Here is a 24,042-nt window from a genome sequence, read left to right on the forward strand (position 1 = left end):
GTCAGAAAGGCTGCATGTCACATCGGCCAGCCGCAGCCGTCCGGGGTCAACACCCAGCTCCCTGCAGTGATGCAGTTCGCCGACGGCCGTGAGGTCCAAAGCGCGCAGCGCCCCCTCGCTGCTTCCATTCGGACCCTGGAAGTAGCCGACGAAATCTGCCGCCAGCTTCCATCGAGTTTCCAGGCCAAGGCAACAGCTGCCTGGGTTTCTATTGATCCATTACTGAAAGGACGAGCCAATGGCTTACATACCGCACAAGCAAACACCAGGTCCCGCACCCGTCCGGATCGGGCTCATCGGTTCCGGCTGGATGGGGGCTTTCCATGCCGAGAGCATCGCCCGCCGAGTCCCCGGTGCTGAGCTGGCCGCCATCGCGGACCCCAACGTCGAATCCGCCCAGGCCCTTGCCACGGAACTGGGCACCGCCAAGGTCACAGCCAGCGCCGAAGATATCTTCGCGGACCCGGAGATCGACGCCGTCATCATCGCCAGCCCGGCACGGTTTCACTCGGCACTTATCGCGCAGGCCGCAGCCGAAGGGAAACACGTTTTCTGCGAGAAACCCGCCGGCCAGTCCCTGGAGGAACTCGATGCCGCGCTGGAAGCTGTGGAGGAAGCCGGTGTGCACTTCCAGATCGGCTTCAACCGCCGGTACGCCGACGACTTCCAAGCTGCCAAGAAGGACCTGGCAGCCGGCATCGCCGGAATGCCGCAGCTCCTGCGCTCGCTGACCCGCGATCCCGGAAACGGAAGCATCCCCAACGCGGCACGGGTCCCGGCCTGGACCATTTTCCTGGAGACCCTCATCCACGACTTCGATACCCTCAACTGGTTCAACGAGGGCGCAGAGCCGGTGGAGGTGTACGCGGTGGCGGATGCACTGGTGGAGCCTTCCCTGCGCAGCCAGGGTTTCCTGGACACCGCGGTGGTGACCATCAGGTACAGCAACGGCGCGGTGGCGGTGGCGGAAGCGAACTTCAGCGCGCTCTACGGGTACGACATCCGCGGGGAAGTCTTTGGGTCCAAGGGCATGGTCCAGGCCGGGCGCGCCACGGAAACTGCAGCCCGCCGGTACACGGCCGAGGGGCTCTCGGCCGACACCCCGCGCCTCAACGTCGAGCTCTTCCACCAGGCCTACACCGACGAACTTGCTGATTTTGCGGGGGCCGTACGTGCCCGGCTGGACGGCAAGCCGTCGCCGTCGTCCGACGTCACCCTGACTCCCGGCGCTGCCGACGCCCGCCGCGCCCTTGCCATGGCACTGGCCTGCATTGAGTCCGTCAAGAGCGGGGCCCCCGTTGCCGTTGCCGAGAAAGCCGCACTCTGATGCGCCTGGCAGTCTGCGCGGAGATGGTCTACACCGACCTTCCGTTTGTGGAGCGGGTGCGCCGCATCCACGAGGCCGGCTTCGACGTTGAACTGTGGGATTCGCGCAGCAAGGACATTCAGGCGCTGAAGGCCACCGGTGCCGTTTTCTCGTCCATGACGGGCTACACCTCAGGCAGCCTGGTGGACCCGGACACCTGCGATGACGTGGTCCGGACAGCCGAATCCTTGATCCCCACCGCGCTGGAACTCGGCGTGAGCCGCATGGTGGTGCACCCGGCCGAACTGGTGGACGGTCACGCCGCCCGCCCGGCCTACCGTTCCACCGGGCGCATGTGGGCAACAGGCGCGCGGACCCTCGAGAGGCTCGGGAACCTGGGCGAACCGCACGGCGTGACATTCTGCCTGGAAAACCTCAACACCATCCTTGACCATCCCGGCATCCCACTCGCACGGGCCAAGGACACACTGGCCTTGGTGGAAGCTGCGGCGCATCCCTACGCAAAGCTGATGCTGGACCTTTACCACGCCCAGATGGGGGAGGGGAACCTGATCGAGCTGGTGCGTTCCGCGCTGCCGTACATCGGCGAAATTCAGGTGGCGGACGTGCCCGGCCGTTGCGAGCCGGGCACCGGGGAAATCAATTATGCAGCCGTGGCGCGGGCCCTTGCCGGGCTTGGATACCAAGGCACCGTGGGAATGGAGGCGTGGGCGAAGGACGACAGCGACGCCGCCCTCGAAGCCTTCAGAACGGCGTTCACCGTCTATGCGGAGGAAAAACTGTGAAAACTGTGACTCTTGGCCTGGTGGGTGTGGGCCGGATCGGCAGCATGCACGCGGATAACATCGCCAGGCTCAACGATGCCATGAAACCGGAAGGCATTGAGGTCAGGCTGCGGCTTACTGACGTCGCCGAAGATCATGCCAGGACCGTCGCCCACAGCTTGGGCGCGGAGTTCCTTCCGTCCGTGGAAGCGCTGCTCGCCTCCGGCCTGGACGGACTGGTGGTTGCCACCGGCACGGGCACGCATCCTGGCCTCATCAAGGCCGGGATGGATGCCGGCATTCCGGTCTTCTGCGAAAAGCCGGTGGCCCTGAATGTTGCCGATGCCCTGCCTGTGCTGGACTACATCCGGGACAAGAACGGCGTGGTCCAGATCGGCCACCAGCGCCGTTTCGATGCCGGCTACCTGGAAGCACGGAGGGCTTATCAGGCAGGCGAGTTGGGGTGGATCCACTCCCTGCGCGCGGTCACCTGCGACATGGCCCCGCCGCCCGTGGAATTCCTGGCCACCTCCGGCGGGCTCTTCCGCGACTGCTCGGTGCACGACTTTGACATCCTTCGCTGGCTGACCGGCCGTGAAATCGTAGAGGTCTATGCCAAGGGATCCAACAACGGGGACCCGGAGATCGGCGCTGTAGGGGATGTGGACACAGCGCTGGCGCTGGTGACCTTCGACGACGGCACAGTGGGCACGGTCTCGGCGACCCGGTACAACGGGGCGGGCCACGACGTGCGGCTGGAAATCCAGGGGTCCAGCCGGTCGCTCATGGTGGGCCTCGACGACAGGACCGCTTTGGCATCAGCCGAGCCCGGCGTGTTATTTCCCTCGGGCGAGCCGCACACGACGTTTGCCGGGCGCTTCGACCAGGCCTACCGTTCCGAGATGGCCGCGTTCGTTGAGCTTGTCCTGGGCCGTCGGGACAACCCGTGCACGCCCGAGGACGCCGTGGCCGCCTCCCGGGTGGCCGATGCCGCGCAGGCGTCCCTGGCCACCGGCCTTCCGGTTCGGGTGGCAGGAGCGGTACCCAGCCGGGTGGCCTGAGCCGCACCCCGGTCAGGACAGCGCGTGCAGCTTGGGGAGCGCGTCAACCAAGGGGGCCAGTTCCGGAATGTCCCGCGCTGCGCCCAGGGCACGTTCGAGGGTGGCATCGTGCACCGGCCTCGCTTCCTCCAGGAGGCTGAGTCCGGTGGGTGTCAGTTCCGTGTAGATACCGCGGCGGTCGTCGTCGCACAGGATCCTGGTCAGGAGGCCGCGGTCCTCCAGCCGGTTCACCAGCCTTGTGGTGGCGCTGGGGCTCAGGGCAGTGGCGCGCGCCAGCTGCTGCATGCGCATGTGCCACCCGTCCTGACGGCTGAGGGCGTCCAGCACCGTGTACTCCACTACGGAGAGCTTCGACTTCGCCTGGAGGGCCCGTTCCAGTTCGTTTTCGATCAGCCCGTGCAGGGCCGCCAGGGTGCGCCAGCCCTGGGCGCGGACTTCGACGGCGTCGTCCTTGATGCCCATGGTTTGCTCCTTACAGGAGGGCCCGGCAGGAGGGCCAGTGGTAGCTGCGGTCAGAGATAGTTGCTTGCGCGGAATAATTGCATATGCAACAATAAATACCGCGTCTGCAACTATCTTAGGCGCCTTCCCCGTGAGGGAACAACCGCACGTACAGCTCAAAGGAGCATTCGCATGCCTGTTGGCCTGATCGCACTCGCCCTTGGCGGGTTTGGCATAGGACTCACTGAATTCGTCATCGCGGGCCTCCTGCCGCAGGTGGCAGCCGATTTTGGCGTCACCGAAGCGGAGGCCGGCTGGTTCATCTCCGGCTACGCACTCTCCGTGGTGGTCGGGGCACTGGGCCTGACGGCCGCCGTGACACGGTTCCCGCGCAAACCCGTGCTGGCCGCCCTGCTGGTCCTGTTCATCGCCGGGAACCTGCTCTCCGCCACGGCGGACGGCTATTGGGCCATGATGCTGGGCCGCGTTGTTGCCGCCCTTTCGCACGGCGCCTTCTTCGGGATCGGGGCCGTAGTGGCGGCCGGGATGGTCCCGCCGAGCAAGAAGGCAGGAGCCATCGCGCTCATGTTCACGGGACTAACCGCAGCAAACGTCCTGGGTGTGCCGTTCGGGACGCTGCTGGGCCAGGCCGCCGGCTGGCGTGCCACCTTTTGGGCCATCACGGTCATCGGTGTGGCCGCGCTCGCAGGCATCCTTGCGCTCGTTCCCAAGTCGGCCGGGGATGCCGAAGAAGCTGGCAGCCTCCGCTCGGAGCTCCGCGCCTTCCGCTCGGGGCAGGTGTGGCTTTCCATTGTGGTGACCATCCTGGGCTTCGGCGGCATGTTCGGCGCGTTCACCTACATCGCCTACACCCTCACCGAAGTCTCAGGGTTCGGAGCCTCCACCGTGCCGTGGCTGCTCATTGTCTTCGGCGTGGGCCTCTTCGCCGGCAACACCCTGGGCGGTAAGGCCGCCGACCGCAACGTGGACAGGACGCTCCTCGTGGTGCTCGCCGCGCTGACCGTGGTCCTGGTGGCGTACGCCCTGACAGCCGCCAATCCTGCCCTGACGGTCATCTCGCTGGTCCTGATGGGAGGCTTCGGCTTTGCCACCGTGCCGGGCCTGCAGATGCGCGTGATGAAGTACGCCTCGGGGGCGCCCACACTCGCCTCCGGCGCCAACATCGGAGCCTTCAACGTGGGCAACGCCCTGGGCGCATGGCTGGGCGGCGTCACCATCACAGCAGGGCTCGGCTACACCTCGCCCATTTGGGCCGGCGCGGCCATCACGCTTGCGGGCCTGGGGGTCATGGCACTCGCCGCGGCTGGCGCCAAGCGGAGCGAAAAGCACGCGGAGGGCCAGGTCCAGGCGGCGGAGGAGCTGGTCAGCCGCTAAGCGGCGGGACCCGAGGAGCTGCGCACCCTCAGTGCGCGTCAGGCGCCGAATGGCAGCCGCGGGTCGATGTCCTGGCTCTCCCAGGTCTGCCGCACCCAGCCGTGGTGCGGGTCGTCGCTGATCAGCCACTCCCGCACGGGACCGGGGCCCGCCATGACATTCAGGTAGTACATGTCGTAACCGGGCGCGGCCATGGCAGGACCGTGCCACCCGTAAGGAACCAGGACAACGTCGCCCGTGCGGACTTCGGCCGAGACATCAATGGGGCGTTCGTCGGAGGCGTAGACGCGCTGGTAGCCGATGGCGTCGGCGTCGGAGGGAGCGCCTGACCCTGCCGCCACCTGTGTCTCGAAGTAGTAGATCTCCTCCAGGGAGGTCTCGCCGTCCTTCTCCTCATCATGCTTGTGCGGAGGATACGAGGACCAGTTCCCGGCCGGGGTGAGGACCTCGCAGACGATGAAGCGGTCGGCCTCGAGTGCTGCCGGCGTGCCGAAGTTGTGGACCTGGCGTGAGCAGTTGCCGGCGCCGCGCAGTTCCACCGGCGTTTCGGCCGCGGATACCAGCCGGGTGGGGTACGACGCGTTCGCCGGTGCGGTGGCCACGGCAACGCGGCCCCCTTCGGCAGAGCTGATGCTCACGGCGCAGCCGGTGCCGGAGTAGAGCACGTCCGTCGGCCCGGAGAAGACAGAGGGCCGGCCGTTCAAGGGATGGTCGGTGCCGTCAACGGTGACGATGAAGGACCCGTTGAGGGGCACAACGATCCGTTCCTCGTCCCCGGCGGGAAGTTCGACGGCGGCGCCGGCAGGCACGGTGGCCACCTTCAGTCCGGTGTGTGCCCAGCCGTCTACGGTGAGAGAGGAGTCGGATGTTCCGATCGAGACATCCCATTTGCCGTCGGCGGCAGTGCCCAGGGGGTAGACCCAGTTGGTCATGGAGTTGGCTCCTTGGATTATCGCTGTACGAGTGTCATTTCAAAGCTGTAGGAATCGGCGCGGTACACATGCTGTCCTGTTTCCACCCGGCGTCCGGTATCGTCCACGGCGGTGCGTTCCATGGTGACCAGCGCGGATCCTTCGCTGGTTTCCAGCATGGAGGCCTGGTACTCATTAGCGGTCATGGCGCCGATCCGCTGGGTGGCCAGCCGGAAGTTCACCCCGCCGCGGCGGAGGATCGAGTACAGGCCCTCGGCACCGAGCATTGCCTCGTCCATCTCGGCGATGTCGTCGCGCACCCAGTTCTCCATGAGGGCCAGGGGTTTGCCGCCGACTTTCCGCAGCCTGGTGAAGTGGTACACCTTCGAGCCTGCGGGGAGCTGGAGCGTGGCCAGGAGGGCGTCGTCGGCCTCGATGTGGGAGAAGCTCAGGACTTCCGTGGTGGGTTTCTTGCCGTTGTTGGTGAGGTCGTCATAGAGGCTGGACAGCTCCAAAGGGCGTCGCACCTGGCTGGAGACCACCTGCGTTCCCACGCCGCGCTTGCGCACCAGCAGGCCGGACCGGACCAATTCGTCCATGGCCTTGCGCATGGTTGGCCGGGACAGGTTGAGCTGGGCTGCCAGGTCGATCTCGTTGTCCAACCGGCTGCCGGGCTCCAGCACGCCACTGTAAATGGCTGCCTCGATGCCCTGGACCACCTGGTGGTACAAGGGCACGGGGGAGGAGCGGTCGATGCTGAGTCCCAGGTTGTTCGCCACAGTGCATTTCCTCATACGTCGGTGTCAGCACCTTGATCTGGTCTCGACGCCGGCGCTGGCGGGCCTCTTCGGCATATGTCCGCTTGATAGGACATAGTTTCTTCCTTGAATCGTAGCAGGCGCCTGCCGCCGGTCAAGGGATTGCGTCCGCACCCCGCCCGACGCGGCGTCTCCGCGCCGTGCTGTACATGAACGACTCCCTCAACATGACCGCCTCGAGGAAGCCAGTGTGGTGAGCGCACTGCTGTTCCCGGGTGCCGCCGTCGGCGCCCTCACCGGAGGCGGCATGGCCGACCACTGCGGGGCCTGTCCGGCGCCTTTCCGTGATTGACGAAAAGGGAAAGGTCCGGTCCCGCGTTTGCGTCCGGTGGCCTAGGCTGGCTCCATGATGTGGACTGTGGGGCAGCAGCCGTGAATTACGCCGGAAGCCTTGGCCCCCGTCCCCGCACCCTCGAGGTACAGGACCTGGCGAGCTTCGACCGTCTGGTGGCTGGCGGTGCGGTCAATCTGCACGGCTGGCATGCACAGTCCCTGGACCTGCGGGGCCGGTCGGCCGCACTGAAAAGCGTCAGCGTCGAAGGCGCCATGTTCCTCGGCTGCCTCTTTGACGACGGCATGGAAGCCAACCTGCGCGGCCGCGGTGCCCTGATCTTTCCGCGGCTTGATGGCGTCCCCTTCGACCCCTACCGGGCTTCGCTGTATTCACCGGCCGAGCTGTATGCCGGTCTTGCCAGGTCCCCGTACGAGGAACTGCCGGATGCCCGCATCTACCACTGGAGCATTCAGCCGGGGCAGCGGCACCGCGTGGACGCAACCCTGGCCTCTGCCCTGCACGACCATGCGATCGGGGATGCGCTGGAGGAACTGACGCGATCGGAGGCGTGGACCCGCCGGTCCATTGTCGGCGTCATGGGCGGCCATGCGGCGCCCCGGGGGAGCCGGGAGTTTGCGGATGCGGCGCGGCTTGGGAAGCTGCTGGCCGGTGAGGGCTATTCGGTGGCCACCGGCGGCGGCCCCGGTGCCATGGAGGCGGCTAACCTGGGCGCCTACCTGTGCCAGGCGTCCGACGGCGACTTGGAGGCGGCGCTTGCCACGCTCGCGGTGGTCCCGGGGTTCCGGCCGTCCGTGTCGGCGTGGGCGCGGGCGGCGGCTGCCGTCGTCGAACGCCATCCGGACGGGACTCCGTCGCTCGGGATCCCCACCTGGTTTTACGGGCATGAGCCGCCCAACTACTTTGCCACGCACATCGCCAAATACTTCGCCAATGCCATCCGCGAGGCCATCCTGCTGGAACTCTGCCACGGCGGCATCGTCTTCCTGCCGGGTGCAGCGGGTACCGTCCAGGAGATCTTCCAGGACGCGTGCGAGAACTACTATGGCGCCCGCGAAAAGGTGGCCCCCATGGTCCTGGTGGGTCGGCGCCACTGGGAGCAGGAGTATCCGGCCTGGCCCATGCTGCGCAGCCTGGCCGCCGGCAGGGCCATGGCGGACTACATCCACCTGGTGGACACGGTGGATGAAGCAGTGGAGGTCCTCCGGCAGCGCTGAACGCTGCCGGAGGACCTCCACGAAGTGTCCTTTGCCTGGTGCTAGCCGACGGCCGTGCCGAAGAGCAGGCCCAGCAGGTACGTGATGGCTGCCGCGCCCAGGCCGATGGCAAGCTGCCGCAGGCCGCGGGTCAGCGGAGAGGTGCCGGACAGCAGGCCGACGGCGGCACCGGTCGCCAGGAGCGCGATGCCCACCAGGGCGCCTGCGACCACGAGGGCAGCGACGCCGGTGAGGCCGAACAGGAACGGCAGGATGGGGACGATGGCGCCGGAGGCGAAGAAGCAGAAGCTGGACAGCGCCGCACCCCAGGCCGTGCCCACGGCCTCATGCTGGTCCTCTTCCTCCGGCAGGTCCGGCTGCAGGGACAGGCTGGGATCGCAGTCGCAGGGCAGCAACCCCATGCGCTCGGCCACCCGGTGTTCGGCCGCTTCCCGGGACATGCCGCGGGCCAGGTACACCAGGAGGAGTTCGTTGTGTTCCAGGTCCAGTTGGGGTGCGGCCGCCAGCGTGACCTGCGTGGGCCGGGTGGCCGCCAGCAGTTCGCGCTGGGAGCGGACCGAAATGAATTCGCCCGCGCCCATGGACATGGCACCGGCCAGGAGCCCGGCGATGCCGCTGAGGAGCACCACGCTGCTGGCCACGCCGGACGCGGCCATGCCCATCACCAGGGAGAGGTTGCTGACCAGGCCGTCGTTCGCGCCAAAGACCGCGGCGCGGAAGGTACCGGCCAGGCGGTTGCGCCCACGGGTGGCCAGGCCCCGCACCACTTCCTCATGGATCTGCTCATCAGCGGCCATGGCGGCTGTGGCGTTGGGGTCCTTGGCGTAGGGGGAGCGGCCCTCGGCGCGCTGGGCCAGGGCAAGGACAAACACGGAGCCAAAGTGGCGGGCCAGGAATCCGAGGAAACGGCTCCGGGCAGAGGCCCTTTTCGGCTTGCCTGCGTGGTCGCCCAGCAGCGCCAGCCAATGGGCCTCATGGCGGCCTTCGGCCTCGGCCAGGGCAAGGAGGATGGACCGTTCCTCGCCCTCGCGGTTCTGGGCCAGGTCCCGGTAGACGGCGGCTTCCGCGCGCTCGTCGGCCAGGTATTGGCGCCACCGCTTGATGTTCGACGGCGAGGGCTGGGTTGGGTTGGCGGCCCCGGCGGGCGTGGCGTGGGATTCGGACTGGGCGTGCTGCGACACTGTAACTCCTGGGCTGGAAAGGGCATGTACTCGCGCCTTTGCCCTGCCAGCCTACTGCGGATTTCCGTGGTTTTTTGGCTGGCAAACCTCGCTGGGAAGTTTCGGTAGACCTTAAAACGGAGGGTGTCCGGGCCAGGGTTCTGCGCTCATTTCCGGGACCGCGGCGGCTATTGACCCGTCCGCCCGGCCGGTGCTCTGATGAAGGTGTGGCGCAGCCTGCGCCCTACCTGAAAGAGCACGTCAGGCGAACATACGGAGGTTGAATCATGAGCACCACCGGACAGCACCCGGACATGCCGCACCTGGACGCCGTCGAAGCGGACCCCGCCTACGATTACGCCGAGGATGCACCGGTAGACGACGCGGACTGGGACGCGGAAGACGAGTTCATCGACGAGGAAGAGCCGGTGGTCCAGCCGGCCCCGGTAGTCATCGACGCCGAGGACCGTGAGGTCCCGCTGGATGACGACGAGCGCGACACGGGGGAGTAGGACTTACGACGGCGGCACCTCCTTTCGCTGCAGGGCGAAAGGAGGTGCCGCCGTCGTGCGTTTAATCCCTGCGGGTCAGCGGCCGGCGAGGACTTCCTCCGGAGTGCCTTCCTGCTCCTGCCCGGCAACCCGGAGTTGCCAGGCGCGCATGACCGCGGGATCGGTGGGGCGCGTGAGCAGCGAGGCGGCAACGTACACAATGGCCGAGCTGAGCAGGCCGTAGTAGATGGGTTCGTTGGCGTAGATTCCGTCCAACGGGACCTCGGCGTTGATCTCGAGGATGATCATGGTGCCGAGGGTGATGACCGAGCCGACGGCCATCGAAGCAGCGGCGGCGATGCCGGTGCCGCGCTTCCACACCAGGCCGCCAAGGATGGCCACCAGGAGGCCGCCCACCAGGATGTCGTACGCAATGGTCAGGGCCGCGACAACGTCCTTGGTGACGATGGCGATGACAATGGCCACGATGCCCAGCGCCAGGACCCAGATCCGGTTGGCCTTGACGTCGTGCTCAGGGTTTTCGGTGTCTCCGGTGTTGACCGTCCTGCCGAACCAGCCGGCCACGAAGGGCAGGACGTCGGCACGGGCAACGGTGGCGGCAGCGATCAGAGCGCCGGAGGCGGTGGACATCCTGGCCGCCACGGCAGCGGCCAGGACCAGGCCGCCGATGCCGATGGGCAGGATGTTCTGGGCCACCTCGGCGTAGACGTCGTCCTTCGCGGCGATCTTGACGTTGGACAGTGCAACGTTGGCGGCCATACCGATCAGGGAGCCGGCAACACCGTAGAGGATGCAGTAGATGCCTGCCGTGGCGCCGCCCCAGCGGGCCACCATGGGGGTCTTGGCGGTGAACACGCGCTGCCAGATGTCCTGCCCGATCAGCAGGCCCAGGGTGTAGACCACGAAGTAGGTGATGATCGTCTGGATGCCGATGCCGTCGATCTGGAAGAAGCTGGCATCCACCCGGCTGCGGATCCCGTCCAGGCCGCCGGCTGCGTTCAGCGTGAAGGGCAGCATCAGGAAGAAAATGCCCACGGTCTTGATGACGAACTGGACCTGGTCCGCCAGCGTGATGGACCACATGCCGCCGATGGTGGAGTACACCAGCACGATGGCGCCGCCGATGGCGATGGCCAGTGCCCGGTCAAGGCCGAAAAGAACGACGAAGATGGTGGCATAGGCGCCGGTGGAGGTGGCGCAGAGCATCAGGGTGTAGGCGAGCATGACGATGCCGGACGCCTCGGTGGCCCTGCTTCCGTAGCGGAGCGTGAGCATCTGGGACACCGTATAGATCTTCAGCTTCTGGATGGTCCCGGCAAAGAGCAGGCTCAGGAGCAGGACGCCGGCACCGATGGCCACCACGAGCCACATCCCGGAGATGCCGAACTTGTAGCCAAGCCCAACTCCGCCCACCGTGGACGCTCCGCCCAGGACGACCGCGGCCATGGTTCCGGTGTAGAGGAACGGGCCAAGGCGGCGTCCGGCCACCAGGAAGTCACTGTTGTTCCTGGTGCGGGACTTGCCCCACCAGCCGAAGGCCAGCATTGCGAGAAGATACACCACCACAATGGCGATGTTGATGGCACGTGCATCCATAAATGGCTCCTTGGAGCTGTTGGGGCCGGGTGTGGGACCTGGGGCAGGGACGCCCGGAACCGCCGCGGACGAATACGGAGAGGACCTGCAATTGCCTCATAGGCAACAGGAGTTTCCAAAGACTAGGGTGTGACGCGGGCGACAGTCAAGGAGGTCGCGCCCGAAGCCGCGTGGGTGTGGCATGCGCGCGTCACAAAAGCGGCGCCGATTAGTATGGCTCGAGAGTGGAGCCGGGCTGCTTACCGTGAAAGGTTCGTAGATGAAGGCACTGCCAGTTGAGCCGAGCAATGTCCCTGTTGCCATCGGCTCCAGGATCCGGGCCGCCAGGCAGTCCCAGCGGCTCACCATCGAGCAGGTCGCGGATGCCACCGGGCTGACCAAAGGCTTCCTCAGCCGGGTGGAGCGGGACCTGACATCACCGTCCGTCGCCTCCCTGGTGACGCTGTGCCAGGTGCTCTCCATCTCCATCGGCGACCTTTTCGTGGCACCCGAAACCCACCTGACCAAACGCAACGACGGTCCCCGGATCTCGCTCGGCGGCCAGGGCATCGTGGAGCGGCTCCTGACGGCCCGCTCGGAGCGCCGGGTCCAGATCATCCAGGCAGTGATCGAGCCGCACGGCCGCGGTGAGTCCGAGCTTTACGCCGTGGACTGCGATGTGGACGTGCTGCACGTCATCAAGGGGTCCATCAAGCTGATCCTCACCAACGAGGAATACGACCTCGAGACAGGCGACACCGTGACGTTTCCGGGCCGGGAACCCCACACCTGGGTCAATCCCACGGACAAGCCAGTAGAAGTGCTCTGGGTCCTGGTGCCCGCCGCGAGCCGCTGACCCGTCCCGGCCGTGCATTCCTGCCCAGTTACCTTCGGTAGTCCCCACCTCAGCCGCCGCATTCTGCGGAAAACGCTGAAGAGGAGCGCCCTTCGCCGGGGGTAACTGGGCTGGATTTCACACCTACCGGCGCAGGCTCCGCCGGTAGCCTGCCAGTATGGTCCGGATGTCCCGGATAACCGAGGCGGGGTCAAACCAGATGTGCTCCGGCATGAAGCGAAGGACGGCGTAACCGCTGACGGCTGCGGCGTTGTTGCGCCTCCGGTCCCGGAGCATATCGGTGCGTTTGGAGTGGAAGGCGAAGCCATCGATCTCCACAATCAGGAAGCCATTCAGCAGGAAATCCACGCGGCCAATTCCCGGTAGGAAGACTTGGGTGTCGTAGGCGATTCCATGGGCACGGAACAGGTGTTGCGCATCAATCTCCACGATTGATTCTGCACGCACGTCAAGTTGGCGCAGGACGCGGAGTGCGGAGCCGGAGCGGCCGGCCTGCAGCTGTGACGCCAGCAGTCCGCGTGGCACGCCATGCAGTCTGATCGTCGAGGTTGCCAAAGCGGCGGATGCCGGAGACGGCAGGCAACCCAGGGCATGGAGTGCCACATCCTCCACGGCAGCCAGCGGCAGGGATGCGTGTCCCGGGAATCGTACGGTGCGGTGCCGGATAAAGCGGCTGCCGTGGCCATGGGCGCAGGCCAGATGGGGCTGTGGGGGCGCGGCGCGAAGCCAGAGGCCGTAGTGGCGGGCGGCGCTGGCGCAGGTCAGCCGACTGTTGTTCAGGACTGCAGTGAGGAGCGCCTTGTCGCATTCCGGCGGGACGAAGATGCCGCGCCGGGGCTGGGCAGCGCCCAGTCCGGTGAGCCGTAAGAGGTCCCGGCGCCGGAATCCTGCATCCAGGAGTTGGCCGGACCGGGCTACGCCGCCGCACTTTTGCAGGTATTCGAGGATGTCCATGTGGCCATTGGAAGGTTTTGGTTGAGTGTGTGGAACCTGGGTCCAGGCGCATGTGGGTAAGCGGTGCCTCGGGGCGGGCGTTCCTGCCCGGTTGCCCATGGTCCACGTGGGGCGCGATGCCGGATTGCAAGGATCCAGGGTGTACATCCTGTCCACGGTGTGGGAGTAAGTGGGCTGGAGTCCACCGGAGGAGGTGAGAGGTAAACAGCTGGTGCTCATTAGAAAACAGCGGTGTATGATGGCAGTCACACAGTCCCCTCAACTCCTCGAAGGAGAGGCCTCCATTGGAAGAGCTGCGCATTGAAGCCAACGGCAACCTTGGCCCCATCGATTCATCCCGGATCCCCCGCTATGCGGGAGCTGCCACGTATGCCCGCCTCCCGCGGCTGGACCAGGTGGCCAAGGCCGATGTGACAGTGGTGGGCGTGCCTTTCGATTCGGGCGTTTCCTACCGCCCGGGCGCCCGCTTCGGCGCGAACCACGTCCGCGAGGCCAGCCGCCTGCTCCGCCCATACAACCCGGCGTGGGACGTCAGCCCCTTCGAGAACATCCAGGTGGCCGATGCCGGGGACATGGCGGTCAACCCGTTCAACATCAACGAAGCCATCGAGACCATCCAGCAGAACGCGCTGGACCTTACGGCTGCCGGCAGCAGGCTGCTGACCCTGGGTGGCGACCACACCATCGCCCTCCCGTTGCTGCGCGCCGCCGCCGAACGTGCCGGCGGACCCATCGCCATGCTCCACTTCGACGCCCACCTGGACACCTGGGACACCTACTTCGGCGCCGAATACACCCACGGCACGCCCTTCCGCCGCGCAGTGGAAGAGGGCATCCTGGACACCGAAGCCATCAGCCACATCGGCACCCGCGGTCCCCTGTACGGCAAGAAGGATCTCGACGACGACCACCGCTTTGGGTTCGGCATCGTCACCTCCGCGGACGTCTACTACCAGGGCGTCCTGGAGACCGTGGCCAAGGTCCGGGACCGGATCGGCAACCGTCCGCTCTACATCTCGGTGGACATCGACGTCCTGGACCCGGCTCACGCGCCCGGCACCGGAACCCCTGAGGCCGGCGGCATCACCAGCCGCGAACTCCTGGAAATCATCCGGGGCTTCCGTGGCATGAACCTGGTCGGCGCAGACGTCGTCGAGGTATCACCGGCCTATGACCACGCCGAGATCACCGGCGTAGCCGCCAGCCACGTCGCCTACGAACTGGTGACCCTCATGGCAGACAACGCAGTGCCCGGCAGCCGGTTCGGAGCAGGGACCGGGTACCAGGCACAGGCGCTCGGCCAGGATGCCCGCCGCCCCGCCGGCTTCGCTGCCGCCGGCAAGGAGTAGGGCCGTGACGGAATCCGGCGCCCCATCTGTCCCGGCGCAGGGGAGTGGTTCCCGCAACGGCGGGGACCTCGTCGTCGAAACCCTGGAAGCGCTGGGAGCCAAGACTGTGTTCGGCATCCCAGGCCAGCACGCCTTGGGACTCTTCGATGCCATGGGCCGCGGGAACCTGCACTTTGTCTCGTCCCGGGTGGAGAACAACAGCGCCTTCGCCGCGGACGGGTACTCCCGTGCCACCGGCGAAGTGGGCGTGCTGTTCCTGTCCACCGGTCCCGGCGCGCTGACCTCGCTGGCCGGACTGCAGGAGGCCTACGCCACGGGTGTGCCCATGGTGGTGGTGGCCAGCCAGATTCCGCTGGAGGGACTCGGGGCCCGGCGCAAGGGCATGCTGCACCAGCTCGATGACCAGAAGGCCTCTGCCGCCAACGTCACCAAAAGCCAGCGGCTGATCCAGCACGCTTCCGGAATTCCGTCTGCCATCCAGGACGCCTGGACCGAGGCCATCTCCTCGCCGCAGGGCCCGGTATGGCTCGAGATCCCGCAGAATGTGCTGCTGGACCCGATCATGGTCCCGCCGGTCGAGGACGCGCTCGCCGAGGCGGCTGACAACCCGCCCCGGATTGAGCTGGTGCGTGAGGCCGTGAAGTGGCTGGAAACAGCACAGCGCCCGGCAATCATCGCCGGCGGCGGCACGCGCCGAGGGAAGGCGGAGAAGTCGCTGCTGTCCCTCGCCGAGAAACTGCGGGCGCCGGTGATCTGCACCCCGGGCGGCAACGGCGCGTTCCCCTGGAACCACGAGCTGTCCCTGCAGTCCTGGATCGAGGACCGGTACATGACCGACCTCCTCGAGGACGCGGACGTCCTGGTGGTCATCGGGTCATCACTGGGCGAGGTCACCTCCAACTACTTCACCTTTGAACCGCGCGGCAGGATCATCCAGATCGACGCCGAGCCCCGGGTCCTGGAGTCCAACCGGCCAGGCCTGGGCATCCGCGCCGACGCCGGCCAGGCGCTCGCGGCGCTGGACGAGGCCCTTAACGCGGCCCTCGAGCCGGGCAGGACGACCACGCCCGACTGGCACGGCAGCACCCCGGAAGAGCTGGTCAAAGAGTCACTTGCCAAGGTCCGCGCCCGGCTGGAATCGCAGGACCTCGCCAAGGAACTCAAATTCATGGCGGATATCCGCGAGGCCGTGCCGGCGGACATGCAGACGTTCTGGGACATGACCATCGCCGCCTACTGGGGCTGGTCCTGCTGGGACGCCCGTGAAGGACAGTTCCACTCCGCCCAGGGCGCCGGCGGCCTGGGCTACGCGTTTCCCGGGGCCATCGGGGCTGCCGTGGGGCTGGAGACGCTGGGCAAGCCGGCTGGTTCTGCCCGCGTCCTCGCTGTCTCCGGCGATGGCTCGTCCATGTACTCCATTGCCGAACTGGCCACCGCGAAGCAGCACAACGTGCCGGTCACCTGGCTGATTGTGGACGACGGCGGCTACGGCATCCTGCGCGAATACATGGTGGGTGCGTTCGGCAAGGCCACCGCCACCGAACTGGCCCGGCCCGACTTCGTGAAGCTCGCCGAATCCTTTGGTGTGCCTGCAACGCGGGTCGCCCCGGAGGATGTGGGGGACGCGCTCAGGGCCGGATTCGCTGCGGACGGCCCCAACGTCGTCGTGGTCGAAACGCTCCTGAAGATGTTCGGCCCCACCCATCTGGCACCCTGACTCAACGCCCCCTGCAAGCTCCCCCGCTTACCGGATCACCTCCGGCTGAAGTGGGGGAGCTTGGCGTTTAAGCCGGCAAGGCCACTAACTTCGTTTCCCTAAGCAACCTTTTCCTGATACAGTTGCTTGCAGCAACTAATTCTTTAGGGAGCATTATGTCTGTCGCACCGGCCACCGCAGCCGACCTCGTCAGCCACATCTATGACCTCCAGCGTGCACTGCGCTGCGTGACCATGATCAACGTCAAAGGCCAGGACACCGGCATCGCCCTCCAGGGCGTACTCAAGTTCATCGGCGAAGGGGAGACCCGCGCAGCGCACCTGGCCGAGCGCCTGGGGGTCAGCGCGCCGGTGCTCAGCCGGCACGTGGCCGAGCTGGCTGACGCAGGCCTGGTGCTTCGCACGCCGGATCCGGACGATGGCCGGGCCCAGCTGCTGGCACTTTCCCCGCGGGGCAAGGAGAAGCTGGCGGAGCTGGTGCGGCACCGGGCGGAAACGCTCCAGGCGTACCTGTCCGACTGGAATGAGGACGACGCCGTTGCAACAGCCGCGATGCTGAACAAGCTCACGGCATCCCTGAAGAATTCCATCCGGGCAAGGGCGGCCGGAACCACCACCGAACAGAAAAACGCAGGAGTCCATTAATGGCTAACGTCACCGCCGCCGCCGCGGACCAGGAGCAGGAGCGCCAGCGCGAACGCACCGCCAGACAGGAATCGCGGCAATCCAAGCGTCACGAACCGGGCGCGCCCATGAACCACCGGCAGATCATGGAGGCCCTGACCGGCCTCCTCGCTGCCTTCTTCACCGCCATCCTCAGCAGCACCATCGTTGCCAATGCGCTGCCCACCATCATGTCCGAGCTCAAGGGCACGCAAACGGACTTCGCGTGGGTCATCACGGCGGCACTGCTGGCCAACGCGGCAACCACCCCCATCTGGGGCAAGCTGGCAGACCTCTTCGACAAGAAGGTCCTGGTCCAGCTCAGCATCGTGATCTTCGTGGTAAGCTCGGTCATGGCAGGCTTCTCGGAAAACATCCCGTTCCTGCTCACTGCCCGCGTGATCCAGGGCATCGCCATGGGCGGCCTCACCGCTCTGGCCCAGGCGATCATCGGCTCCATCATCCCGCCGCGCGAACGCGGCAAATACTCCGGCTACATGGGCGCCGTCATGGCCGTCGGCACCGCCGGCGGTCCGCTGCTGGGCGGTTTCATCGTGGACAGCTCACTCGGCTGGCGCTGGACCTTCTTCGTCTGCGTGCCGCTCGCCGTCGTCGCCCTGATCCTGCTCCAGGTCACCCTGAAGATCCCGCACGTCCGCCGACCTGCCAAGATCGACTGGTTCGGCGCCATCCTGCTGACCTCCGGCGTCAGCCTGCTCCTGATCTGGGTTTCCTTCGCCGGGAAGGCCGACTACTACGACTGGTGGTCCTGGCAGTCGGCCGTCATGGTGGGCGGCGGCGTCCTGCTGCTCGCACTGCTGGTCCTGGTTGAGTCCAAGGTGTCCGCACCGATCATCCCGCTGAAGATCATCTCCGAGCGCACCACGGCGCTGGCCATCGTGGCTTCCGTGGCCGTCGGCGTTGCCATGTTCGGTTCCTCCACCTTCCTGGGCCAGTACTACCAGGTGGCCCGCGGTGCAACGCCCACCGAGGCCGGCCTGCTCACCCTGCCCATGATCGCCGGCAACCTCGTCGGCTCGGTGGTCTCCGGCCAGCTCATCAGCCGCTACGGCAAGTGGAAGCGCTTCCTGATCGGCGGCACCATCCTGCTGATCGGCGGCCTGGCCCTCGCCGGCACCATGGACCACACCACCGAACTCTGGCTGACCGGCCTTTACACCGGCATCTTCGGCATCGGCCTGGGCATGCTCATGCAGAACCTGGTCCTCGCGGTCCAGAACACCGTCCAGGCCAAGGACATCGGCTCCGCCAGCGCCTCCGTGGCCTTCTTCCGTTCCGTGGGCGGTGCCATCGGCGTGTCCGTCCTGGGCGCCGTCATGGCCAACCACGTCAAGGACCTGGCCACCGACGGGCTCGCCAAGCTGGGCATCCAGCCCGGCGGCAACAGCGGTGCCACGCTGGACCTCAAGGACCTGCCTGCACCGATCGCGGAGGTCATGCGCGCCGCCTACGGTGATGCCACGGCCGGCATCTTCATGATTTCCGCCGTGGTGAGCGCCGTTGCCCTCATCGCCGTGATTTTCATCAACGAAGTGCCGCTGCGCAAGACGGTCGACATCACCTCCGAGGCCACGCTGCAGGCCAACGCGGCCGGTGAAGCGGGCATGACGGCCATGACCGGCCAGCTGCCCATGGTCTCCGCTGCCGCGCCGGACAGGGGCGCCCCCGCCGGGGAGATCGCCCCCCGGAGCGCCGTGCGGACTGCCGCGGCTCCCGCAAAAATGTACGACGCCGGTGCTGCCGCTGCGGCAGCAGCGTCCGGCAGGGTTGCCACGGAAGACTTCGAGGACGTCTTTGCACGCAGCTTCCGCTCGGAAGAGCTGGACCTGCGGTCCGCGGACAACGTGGACAAGGCCGCCAACGCGATTGCCAGCGCCGCTGACACCCTGCAGAAGCTGCAGGACACCCAGCACCTGCTGGCCCGCCAGCAGGCCGAACTGGGAACCATGGTGCTGGACATCCAGGAACAGCTGCGCTCCCAGCAGGAGGTGGCTGCCAGGCAGGCCGCCACGGCGGCAGAGCTCAGCCGGCTGCAGCGCAAGCTGCTGAAGGAACGCAAGATCCAGGCAGCAGCCGCGCTGTACCTGGCCGGTCACGGCCGGCACAGTGCCGCAGCCCCGACTGCCACTCCGTCCGCCGATGGTTCTTCGGAGCCGGACCAGGGACTGTAGCCGGCCCGCAGGCCGGCAATAAGCCGTCCCTGCCGGGGCTTACCAAGCCCCCGGCGGAAAGCAACAAAGCCGCAGCCCGCACCTGGAAACCCTCCGGGTGCGGGCTGCGGCTTTCATGCATCATGCCGGCCTGTGGCGGTTGTGCCGGGCCCCCGCCGTCACCAGCGGGCGGGCGCGGGAAAAGATGCTCCGCCGGAGCCCAATTGTCGGTGGGCGTTACTAGAGTTGAGTCCATGCTCCTCACCCTCATACGGCGCTACTCCAAACCGTATTTGCCGTATATCGCCGCCGTGGTCATTTTCCAGCTTGCCGCCACCATCGCCGCGCTCTACCTGCCCAGCCTGAACGCCCAGATCATCGACCAGGGCGTGGCGCGCGGAGACACCGATTTCATCTGGCGAACCGGTGCGCTGATGCTCCTTGTGGCTTTCGCCCAGGTGGCTGCGGCCATCGCCGGCGTCTATTTCGGCTCCAGGACAGCCATGGCCGTTGGCCGGGACCTGCGCCGCGCCGTGTTCGGCAAGGTCACCAGCTTCTCCGCCAAGGACGTCAACGCGTTTGGCGCGCCCACGCTGATCACCCGGGGCACCAATGATGTCCAGCAGGTGCAGATGCTCCTCCTGATGGGACTGAACTTCATGGTGGCCACGCCCATCATGTGCATTGGCGGCGTCATCATGGCGCTGCGCGAGGACCTGAACCTGTCCTGGCTGGTCTGGGTGTCCGTCCCGCTGCTGGCCGTGGTGGTGGGATACCTCGTGGTCCGGCTCATGCCGCTTTTCCGCTCCATGCAACGGAAAATCGACCGGATCAACGCCGTGCTGCGCGAACAGATCATCGGCATCCGGGTGGTCCGGGCCTTCGTGCGGGAACCTTATGAGACGGACCGCTTTGGCGGCGCCAACAAGGAACTCACGGACGTCTCGCTCCGCATCGGTGCCCTGTTCGTCCTCATGTTCCCGGCCATCAGCATGATCCTGCACCTGTCCACCGCCGCCGTGCTCTGGTTTGGCGGCCAGCGCGTGGACGCCGGTGCCATGCAAGTGGGGTCCCTGACCGCGTTCCTGCAATACCTGCTGCAGATCCTGATGGCCGTCATGATGGGAACCTTCATGGCCATGATGATCCCGCGCGCCTCCGTCTGCGCCGACCGCATCGGCGAGGTGCTCGACGTCGAGCCCTCCATTCACGACCCCCTAAACCCCGAGGCCCCGGCCGCCCTTGCCGGGGTGGTGGAGTACCGCAACGTGACCTTCGCCTACCCCGGAGCCGAGTCGCCCGTACTGAGCAACATCAGCTTCACCGCCCGGCCCGGCCAGACCATCGCCATCATCGGCTCCACAGGCGCCGGCAAGACCTCGCTCCTGTCCCTCCTGCCGCGGCTGTATGACCCCGCGGAAGGCCAGGTGCTGCTGGACGGGGTCCCCGTGGACAGGCTGGACCGTGCAGAGATCACTCGGCGCGTGGCCCTGGTACCGCAGCGCCCCTACCTGTTCTCCGGCACCATCGGGCACAATCTCCGGTTCGGCAAGACCGAGGCCACAGACCAGGAACTGTGGGACGCCCTCCTGGTCGCACAGGGCGAGTCGTTCGTCCGCGAGAAGAAGAACGGCCTGGACTCCCGGATCTCCCAGGGCGGCACCAACGTCTCCGGCGGACAGCGCCAGCGCCTCTGCATCGCACGCGCCCTGGTGACCAAGCCGCGGGTCTACCTGTTCGACGACTCCTTCTCCGCCCTTGACGTCGCCACTGACGCCCGGCTCCGCGCAGCCCTCAAGCGCACCACGTCGGACGCCACCGTGATCATCGTGGCCCAACGGATCTCCACCATCACCGAGGCCGACCAGATCCTGGTGCTGGACAACGGGCGGATCGTGGACCGCGGCACGCACGAGGAACTCCTGGAAACCTCGCCCACCTACCAGGAAATTGTTGAATCCCAGCTGAGCGTGGAGGAAGTGGCATGAGTCCCCGCAGGAAGGATGCCGATTCCGTGGAACAGGCCACACAGCCCGCCCCGCCGCAGGACGACGACTACTTCGAGGAGGAATTCACGCCCTCCGAGGCGGACGGGGACATGTTCGGTGGCATGCCCGCCAAAAAGGCCCAGCACTTCTGGCCTTCCGCGAAACGCCTCATGGGCCTCCTGAAGCCCGAGGCCATGGGCATCTACGCGGTGGTGGGCCTGGTGGTCATCTCCGTGGTCCTGAACGTCATAGCTCCCAAGATCCTGGGCCAGGCCATGGACGTCATCTTCGCCGGGGTAGTCGGCAGGCAGCTGCCGGCCGGCGCCAGCAAGGAGCAGTTTGTGGCAGGCCTGCGCCAGCAGGGCCAGGACAACTTCGCGGACATGGTTTCCAGGATGGAACTGGTACCGGGCACCGGCATCAATTTCAGCAGGCTCAGCATGCTCATCGCCATCGTCCTGCTCATGTACTTCGTGGCCAACATCTTCATGTGGCTGCAGGGGTACGTGCTGAACCGCATCGTCATGAAAGTGATCCGGCGGCTCCGCGACGATACCGAAAGCAAGCTGAACCGCCTGCCGCTGAACTACTTCGACACCCGGCAGCGCGGCGACGTGCTGTCCCGCGTGACCAATGACGTCGACAACATCCAACAGGCGCTCCAGCAGGCGTTCGCGCAGCTGGTGAACTCCGTGCTGACCGTGGTGGGCATTGTGATCATGATGTTCATCGTCTCCTGGCAACTGGCGCTGATCGCCCTGGTGGCGCTCCCGCTGTCCGGGGTGGCGGCCGGGTTGATCGGGGCGCGGAGCCAGAAGCTGTTCGCAGCCCAGTGGAAAAACACCGGGTCGCTGAATGGCCAGATCGAGGAATCCTTTTCCGGCCACGACCTGGTCCGCGTTTTCGGCCGGGACGCTGACATGCTGGCCCGGTTCGAGGAACGCAACGAGGCCCTGTACAAGGCAAGCTTCGGGGCGCAGTTCGTCTCCGGGATCATCTTCCCCGTCATGCAGTTCGTGTCCTACCTGAGCTACGTGGGCATCGCCGTGGTGGGCGGACTCCGGGTGGCCTCCGGCGCCATGTCCCTGGGCGATGCCACCGCGTTTATCCAGTACTCCCGCGAGTTCACCCAGCCGTTGGGCCAGATGGCCGGAATGGCCAACATGCTCCAGTCCGGCGTAGCGTCCTCGGAACGCGTTTTCGAATTCCTGGACGCCGACGAACAGGATGCCGAAACCGCCACCGAACACCTGCCGGCCAAAACCGACGGGCACGTGGACTTCAGGGGCGTCACCTTCAGCTACACCCCGGACAAGCCGCTCATCGAGAACCTGTCCTTCACGGCGGAGCCTGGCAACACCGTGGCCATCGTCGGGCCCACGGGAGCCGGCAAGACCACCCTGGTGAATCTGGTGATGCGCTTTTATGAGCTCAACTCGGGCTCCATCATGCTGGATGGTGTGGACGTCACCCACCTCAGCCGCTCCGAACTGCGCTCCAAGGTGGGCATGGTGCTGCAGGACGCCTGGCTGTTCGGCGGATCCATCTACGACAACATCCGCTACGGCAACCTCGACGCCTCAGAGGAGCAGGTCATGGCGGCCGCCAAGGCCACCTTTGTGGACCGGTTCGTCCGGGCGCTCCCCGAGGGCTACAACACCGTGATCGACGAAGAGGGCAACAACGTCAGTGCCGGCGAGAAACAGCTGATCACCATTGCCCGCGCATTTGTGGCCAACCCGTCGCTGCTGATCCTGGACGAGGCCACCAGTTCCGTGGACACCCGCACCGAGCTCCTGGTGCAGAAGGCCATGGCGGCGCTGCGCTCAGACCGGACCAGCTTCGTCATCGCGCACCGTCTCTCCACCATCCGTGATGCGGATACGATCCTGGTTATGGAGAACGGACGAATCGTGGAACAGGGCAACCATCAGGTGCTGCTCGCTGCCGGCGGGGCCTACCACCGCCTCTACATGTCGCAGTTTGCCGGGGCGGACGCCGGGGACTTCCCGGTTGACGATTCGACGGCGGTGCGCAGCTGAGCGCGCACGGCGGCCAGCGGATCGAGGTGCTGGTGCCGATGCGCTGGGGCGACATGGACGCCTATGGCCACATCAACAACGTCCAGATCGTGCGGATGCTGGAGGAGGCCCGGATCGCAGCCTTCGGACCGCCCCGGGGTGCGGGCCTTCCGGGCCTTGAGCCCCCGGTGTCGCTGTTCAACGACGTCCCGGCCGGGACTCTTGCCCTGGTGGTGGACCACAAGATCCGTTACGTCCGGACACTGGAGTACCGCAACGTTCCTGCGGTGGTCCAGGTATGGATCGGTGCCGTCAAGGGCGCCAGCTTCGACATCCACTACCTGCTCCAGGACCCCGTTACCCGGGAGGACTGCGTGAAGGCGAGCAGCCATCTGGCGTTCGTGGATGAAGCCACGGGCCGGGTACAAAGGCTCAGCCAGGAACAGAAAGACCGGATGGCCCCCTACAGGCACTAAGACTCTGGACAGCCTGCACCGGACCTACTGGACTGGAACCACGTTGTACACCGAAAGGAAGCGCTCATGGTAAGCAACAAGAACCGCACCGCCCGGAAAAAGAAGACCTGGAAGGAAATGTCACCGGGTGCCAAGATGGGCACCATTGTGACGGGCCTGGTCCAGGTGTCCCTGCTGGTTGCCGCCCAGCGTGACATCTCCCGGCGGTAAGCAGAACTCATCAATGGGCCCAAGGCCGCGTGGCGGGCGGCGTCCTTCGTCAATTTCATTGGCCCGATGGGCTACTTCATCTTCGGCCGGAAGCACTCCGCCACCGGCAAGTAGTCCCCGCTGGCAGGAGGGCGGCCGGGCACCCGTGGAGCGGCCGCCCAGCTT

The 24,042-nt window shown here is 66.4% G+C and carries 20 protein-coding genes and 1 pseudogene; 15 read left to right on the forward strand and 6 right to left on the reverse strand.

All coding sequences use genetic code 11. The features are described from left to right. The first annotated feature begins 238 nt into the window (after window positions 1–238). Genes NMQ03_RS04470 through NMQ03_RS04480 form a run of 3 tightly spaced genes read left to right on the forward strand, consistent with a single transcriptional unit; the run spans window position 239 to window position 3,152 of the window. Entirely contained in the window at window positions 239–1,327 is a 1,089-nt protein-coding gene (locus NMQ03_RS04470; RefSeq protein WP_255174558.1) for a Gfo/Idh/MocA family oxidoreductase, read from the forward strand. Further along, entirely contained in the window at window positions 1,327–2,112 is a 786-nt protein-coding gene (locus NMQ03_RS04475; protein WP_255174559.1) for a TIM barrel protein, read from the forward strand. The genes NMQ03_RS04470 and NMQ03_RS04475 overlap by 1 nt, the downstream gene beginning before the upstream one ends. Continuing rightward, complete coding sequence (locus tag NMQ03_RS04480) at window positions 2,109–3,152, forward strand: Gfo/Idh/MocA family oxidoreductase (RefSeq protein ID WP_255174560.1); 1,044 nt, start codon at window positions 2,109–2,111, stop codon at window positions 3,150–3,152. Before NMQ03_RS04475 ends, NMQ03_RS04480 begins: the two co-directional genes overlap by 4 nt. 12 nt (window positions 3,153–3,164) lie before the next feature. Here NMQ03_RS04480 and NMQ03_RS04485 read toward each other — a convergent pair whose 3' ends face one another. Beyond that, window positions 3,165–3,614, reverse strand: coding sequence for a MarR family winged helix-turn-helix transcriptional regulator (locus NMQ03_RS04485; RefSeq protein ID WP_255174561.1), 450 nt, complete (start codon window positions 3,612–3,614; stop codon window positions 3,165–3,167). A gap of 171 nt (window positions 3,615–3,785) precedes the next feature. On the opposite strand from NMQ03_RS04485, the gene NMQ03_RS04490 reads away from it, so the two are divergent. Beyond that, window positions 3,786–4,988, forward strand: a complete 1,203-nt coding sequence (locus NMQ03_RS04490) for an MFS transporter (protein ID WP_255174562.1) — start codon at window positions 3,786–3,788, stop codon at window positions 4,986–4,988. Window positions 4,989–5,026: 38 nt separating this feature from the next. Here the strand turns inward: NMQ03_RS04490 and iolB are convergent, their stop codons facing one another. Next, a complete protein-coding gene (iolB, locus tag NMQ03_RS04495) occupies window positions 5,027–5,920 on the reverse strand; it encodes a 5-deoxy-glucuronate isomerase (protein ID WP_255174563.1) in 894 nt (297 codons plus the stop codon). 17 nt (window positions 5,921–5,937) lie between these two features. Then, window positions 5,938–6,678 carry a GntR family transcriptional regulator gene (locus NMQ03_RS04500; RefSeq protein ID WP_303694784.1) on the reverse strand — a complete coding sequence of 247 codons (741 nt, stop codon included), beginning with the start codon at window positions 6,676–6,678 and terminating at the stop codon, window positions 5,938–5,940. Window positions 6,679–7,089: 411 nt separating this feature from the next. Between NMQ03_RS04500 and NMQ03_RS04505 the strand changes: the two genes are divergently transcribed. Beyond that, entirely contained in the window at window positions 7,090–8,226 is a 1,137-nt protein-coding gene (locus NMQ03_RS04505; RefSeq protein WP_255174565.1) for an LOG family protein, read from the forward strand. Window positions 8,227–8,267: 41 nt separating this feature from the next. On the opposite strand, the gene NMQ03_RS04510 is transcribed toward NMQ03_RS04505, so the two are convergent. Further along, on the reverse strand, window positions 8,268–9,407 hold the full coding sequence (locus NMQ03_RS04510) for a VIT1/CCC1 transporter family protein (RefSeq protein WP_255174566.1): 1,140 nt from the start codon (window positions 9,405–9,407) through the stop codon (window positions 8,268–8,270). 266 nt (window positions 9,408–9,673) lie between these two features. On the opposite strand from NMQ03_RS04510, the gene NMQ03_RS04515 reads away from it, so the two are divergent. After that, complete coding sequence (locus NMQ03_RS04515) at window positions 9,674–9,898, forward strand: hypothetical protein (RefSeq protein ID WP_159632808.1); 225 nt, start codon at window positions 9,674–9,676, stop codon at window positions 9,896–9,898. A gap of 75 nt (window positions 9,899–9,973) precedes the next feature. Here NMQ03_RS04515 and NMQ03_RS04520 read toward each other — a convergent pair whose 3' ends face one another. Beyond that, window positions 9,974–11,494 carry a sodium:solute symporter gene (locus NMQ03_RS04520; protein WP_255174567.1) on the reverse strand — a complete coding sequence of 507 codons (1,521 nt, stop codon included), beginning with the start codon at window positions 11,492–11,494 and terminating at the stop codon, window positions 9,974–9,976. A gap of 259 nt (window positions 11,495–11,753) precedes the next feature. Here NMQ03_RS04520 and NMQ03_RS04525 point away from each other — a divergent pair, with 259 nt between their 5' ends. Next, on the forward strand, window positions 11,754–12,329 hold the full coding sequence (locus tag NMQ03_RS04525; protein WP_224025126.1) for a helix-turn-helix domain-containing protein: 576 nt from the start codon (window positions 11,754–11,756) through the stop codon (window positions 12,327–12,329). Between the two features lie 123 nt (window positions 12,330–12,452). Here NMQ03_RS04525 and NMQ03_RS04530 read toward each other — a convergent pair whose 3' ends face one another. Next, complete coding sequence (locus NMQ03_RS04530) at window positions 12,453–13,283, reverse strand: endonuclease domain-containing protein (RefSeq protein WP_255174568.1); 831 nt, start codon at window positions 13,281–13,283, stop codon at window positions 12,453–12,455. A 284-nt stretch (window positions 13,284–13,567) separates the two neighbouring features. On the opposite strand from NMQ03_RS04530, the gene speB reads away from it, so the two are divergent. From speB to NMQ03_RS04570, 8 genes and pseudogenes are all read left to right on the forward strand, one after another. Then, the gene (gene speB / locus NMQ03_RS04535) at window positions 13,568–14,632 is read left to right on the forward strand and encodes an agmatinase (RefSeq protein ID WP_255174569.1); all 1,065 of its coding nucleotides are present in this window, start codon (window positions 13,568–13,570) and stop codon (window positions 14,630–14,632) included. A gap of 4 nt (window positions 14,633–14,636) precedes the next feature. Further along, complete coding sequence (locus NMQ03_RS04540; protein ID WP_255174570.1) at window positions 14,637–16,349, forward strand: thiamine pyrophosphate-binding protein; 1,713 nt, start codon at window positions 14,637–14,639, stop codon at window positions 16,347–16,349. Between the two features lie 155 nt (window positions 16,350–16,504). Continuing rightward, window positions 16,505–16,993 carry a MarR family winged helix-turn-helix transcriptional regulator gene (locus NMQ03_RS04545; protein WP_255174571.1) on the forward strand — a complete coding sequence of 163 codons (489 nt, stop codon included), beginning with the start codon at window positions 16,505–16,507 and terminating at the stop codon, window positions 16,991–16,993. After that, entirely contained in the window at window positions 16,993–19,203 is a 2,211-nt protein-coding gene (locus tag NMQ03_RS04550) for an MDR family MFS transporter (protein WP_255174572.1), read from the forward strand. The genes NMQ03_RS04545 and NMQ03_RS04550 overlap by 1 nt, the downstream gene beginning before the upstream one ends. 233 nt (window positions 19,204–19,436) lie before the next feature. Next, complete coding sequence (locus NMQ03_RS04555; RefSeq protein WP_255174573.1) at window positions 19,437–21,170, forward strand: ABC transporter ATP-binding protein; 1,734 nt, start codon at window positions 19,437–19,439, stop codon at window positions 21,168–21,170. Beyond that, the gene (locus NMQ03_RS04560) at window positions 21,167–23,212 is read left to right on the forward strand and encodes an ABC transporter ATP-binding protein (protein ID WP_303694790.1); all 2,046 of its coding nucleotides are present in this window, start codon (window positions 21,167–21,169) and stop codon (window positions 23,210–23,212) included. The genes NMQ03_RS04555 and NMQ03_RS04560 overlap by 4 nt, the downstream gene beginning before the upstream one ends. Before the next feature lie 38 nt (window positions 23,213–23,250). Further along, entirely contained in the window at window positions 23,251–23,667 is a 417-nt protein-coding gene (locus NMQ03_RS04565) for a thioesterase family protein (protein ID WP_255174574.1), read from the forward strand. A gap of 66 nt (window positions 23,668–23,733) precedes the next feature. Further along, window positions 23,734–23,991 (forward strand): annotated as a pseudogene (locus tag NMQ03_RS04570) (PLD nuclease N-terminal domain-containing protein). Window positions 23,992–24,042: the final 51 nt, after the last annotated feature.

The organism is Arthrobacter sp. DNA4 (assembly GCF_024362385.1).
Lineage (GTDB): Bacteria > Actinomycetota > Actinomycetes > Actinomycetales > Micrococcaceae > Arthrobacter.

What these genes read in the sequence shown, in the direction of transcription:
- NMQ03_RS04515 (WP_159632808.1), top strand. Translation starts at nt 9,674, where the DNA reads ATGAGCACCACCGGACAGCACCCGGACATGCCGCACCTGGACGCCGTC.
- iolB (WP_255174563.1), bottom strand. Translation starts at nt 5,920, where the DNA reads ATGACCAACTGGGTCTACCCCCTGGGCACTGCCGCCGACGGCAAATGG.
- NMQ03_RS04520 (WP_255174567.1), bottom strand. Translation starts at nt 11,494, where the DNA reads ATGGATGCACGTGCCATCAACATCGCCATTGTGGTGGTGTATCTTCTC.
- NMQ03_RS04490 (WP_255174562.1), top strand. Translation starts at nt 3,786, where the DNA reads ATGCCTGTTGGCCTGATCGCACTCGCCCTTGGCGGGTTTGGCATAGGA.
- NMQ03_RS04550 (WP_255174572.1), top strand. Translation starts at nt 16,993, where the DNA reads ATGGCTAACGTCACCGCCGCCGCCGCGGACCAGGAGCAGGAGCGCCAG.
- NMQ03_RS04525 (WP_224025126.1), top strand. Translation starts at nt 11,754, where the DNA reads ATGAAGGCACTGCCAGTTGAGCCGAGCAATGTCCCTGTTGCCATCGGC.
- NMQ03_RS04545 (WP_255174571.1), top strand. Translation starts at nt 16,505, where the DNA reads ATGTCTGTCGCACCGGCCACCGCAGCCGACCTCGTCAGCCACATCTAT.
- NMQ03_RS04485 (WP_255174561.1), bottom strand. Translation starts at nt 3,614, where the DNA reads ATGGGCATCAAGGACGACGCCGTCGAAGTCCGCGCCCAGGGCTGGCGC.
- NMQ03_RS04565 (WP_255174574.1), top strand. Translation starts at nt 23,251, where the DNA reads ATGCGCTGGGGCGACATGGACGCCTATGGCCACATCAACAACGTCCAG.
- NMQ03_RS04475 (WP_255174559.1), top strand. Translation starts at nt 1,327, where the DNA reads ATGCGCCTGGCAGTCTGCGCGGAGATGGTCTACACCGACCTTCCGTTT.
- NMQ03_RS04560 (WP_303694790.1), top strand. Translation starts at nt 21,167, where the DNA reads ATGAGTCCCCGCAGGAAGGATGCCGATTCCGTGGAACAGGCCACACAG.
- NMQ03_RS04530 (WP_255174568.1), bottom strand. Translation starts at nt 13,283, where the DNA reads ATGGACATCCTCGAATACCTGCAAAAGTGCGGCGGCGTAGCCCGGTCC.
- NMQ03_RS04555 (WP_255174573.1), top strand. Translation starts at nt 19,437, where the DNA reads ATGCTCCTCACCCTCATACGGCGCTACTCCAAACCGTATTTGCCGTAT.
- NMQ03_RS04470 (WP_255174558.1), top strand. Translation starts at nt 239, where the DNA reads ATGGCTTACATACCGCACAAGCAAACACCAGGTCCCGCACCCGTCCGG.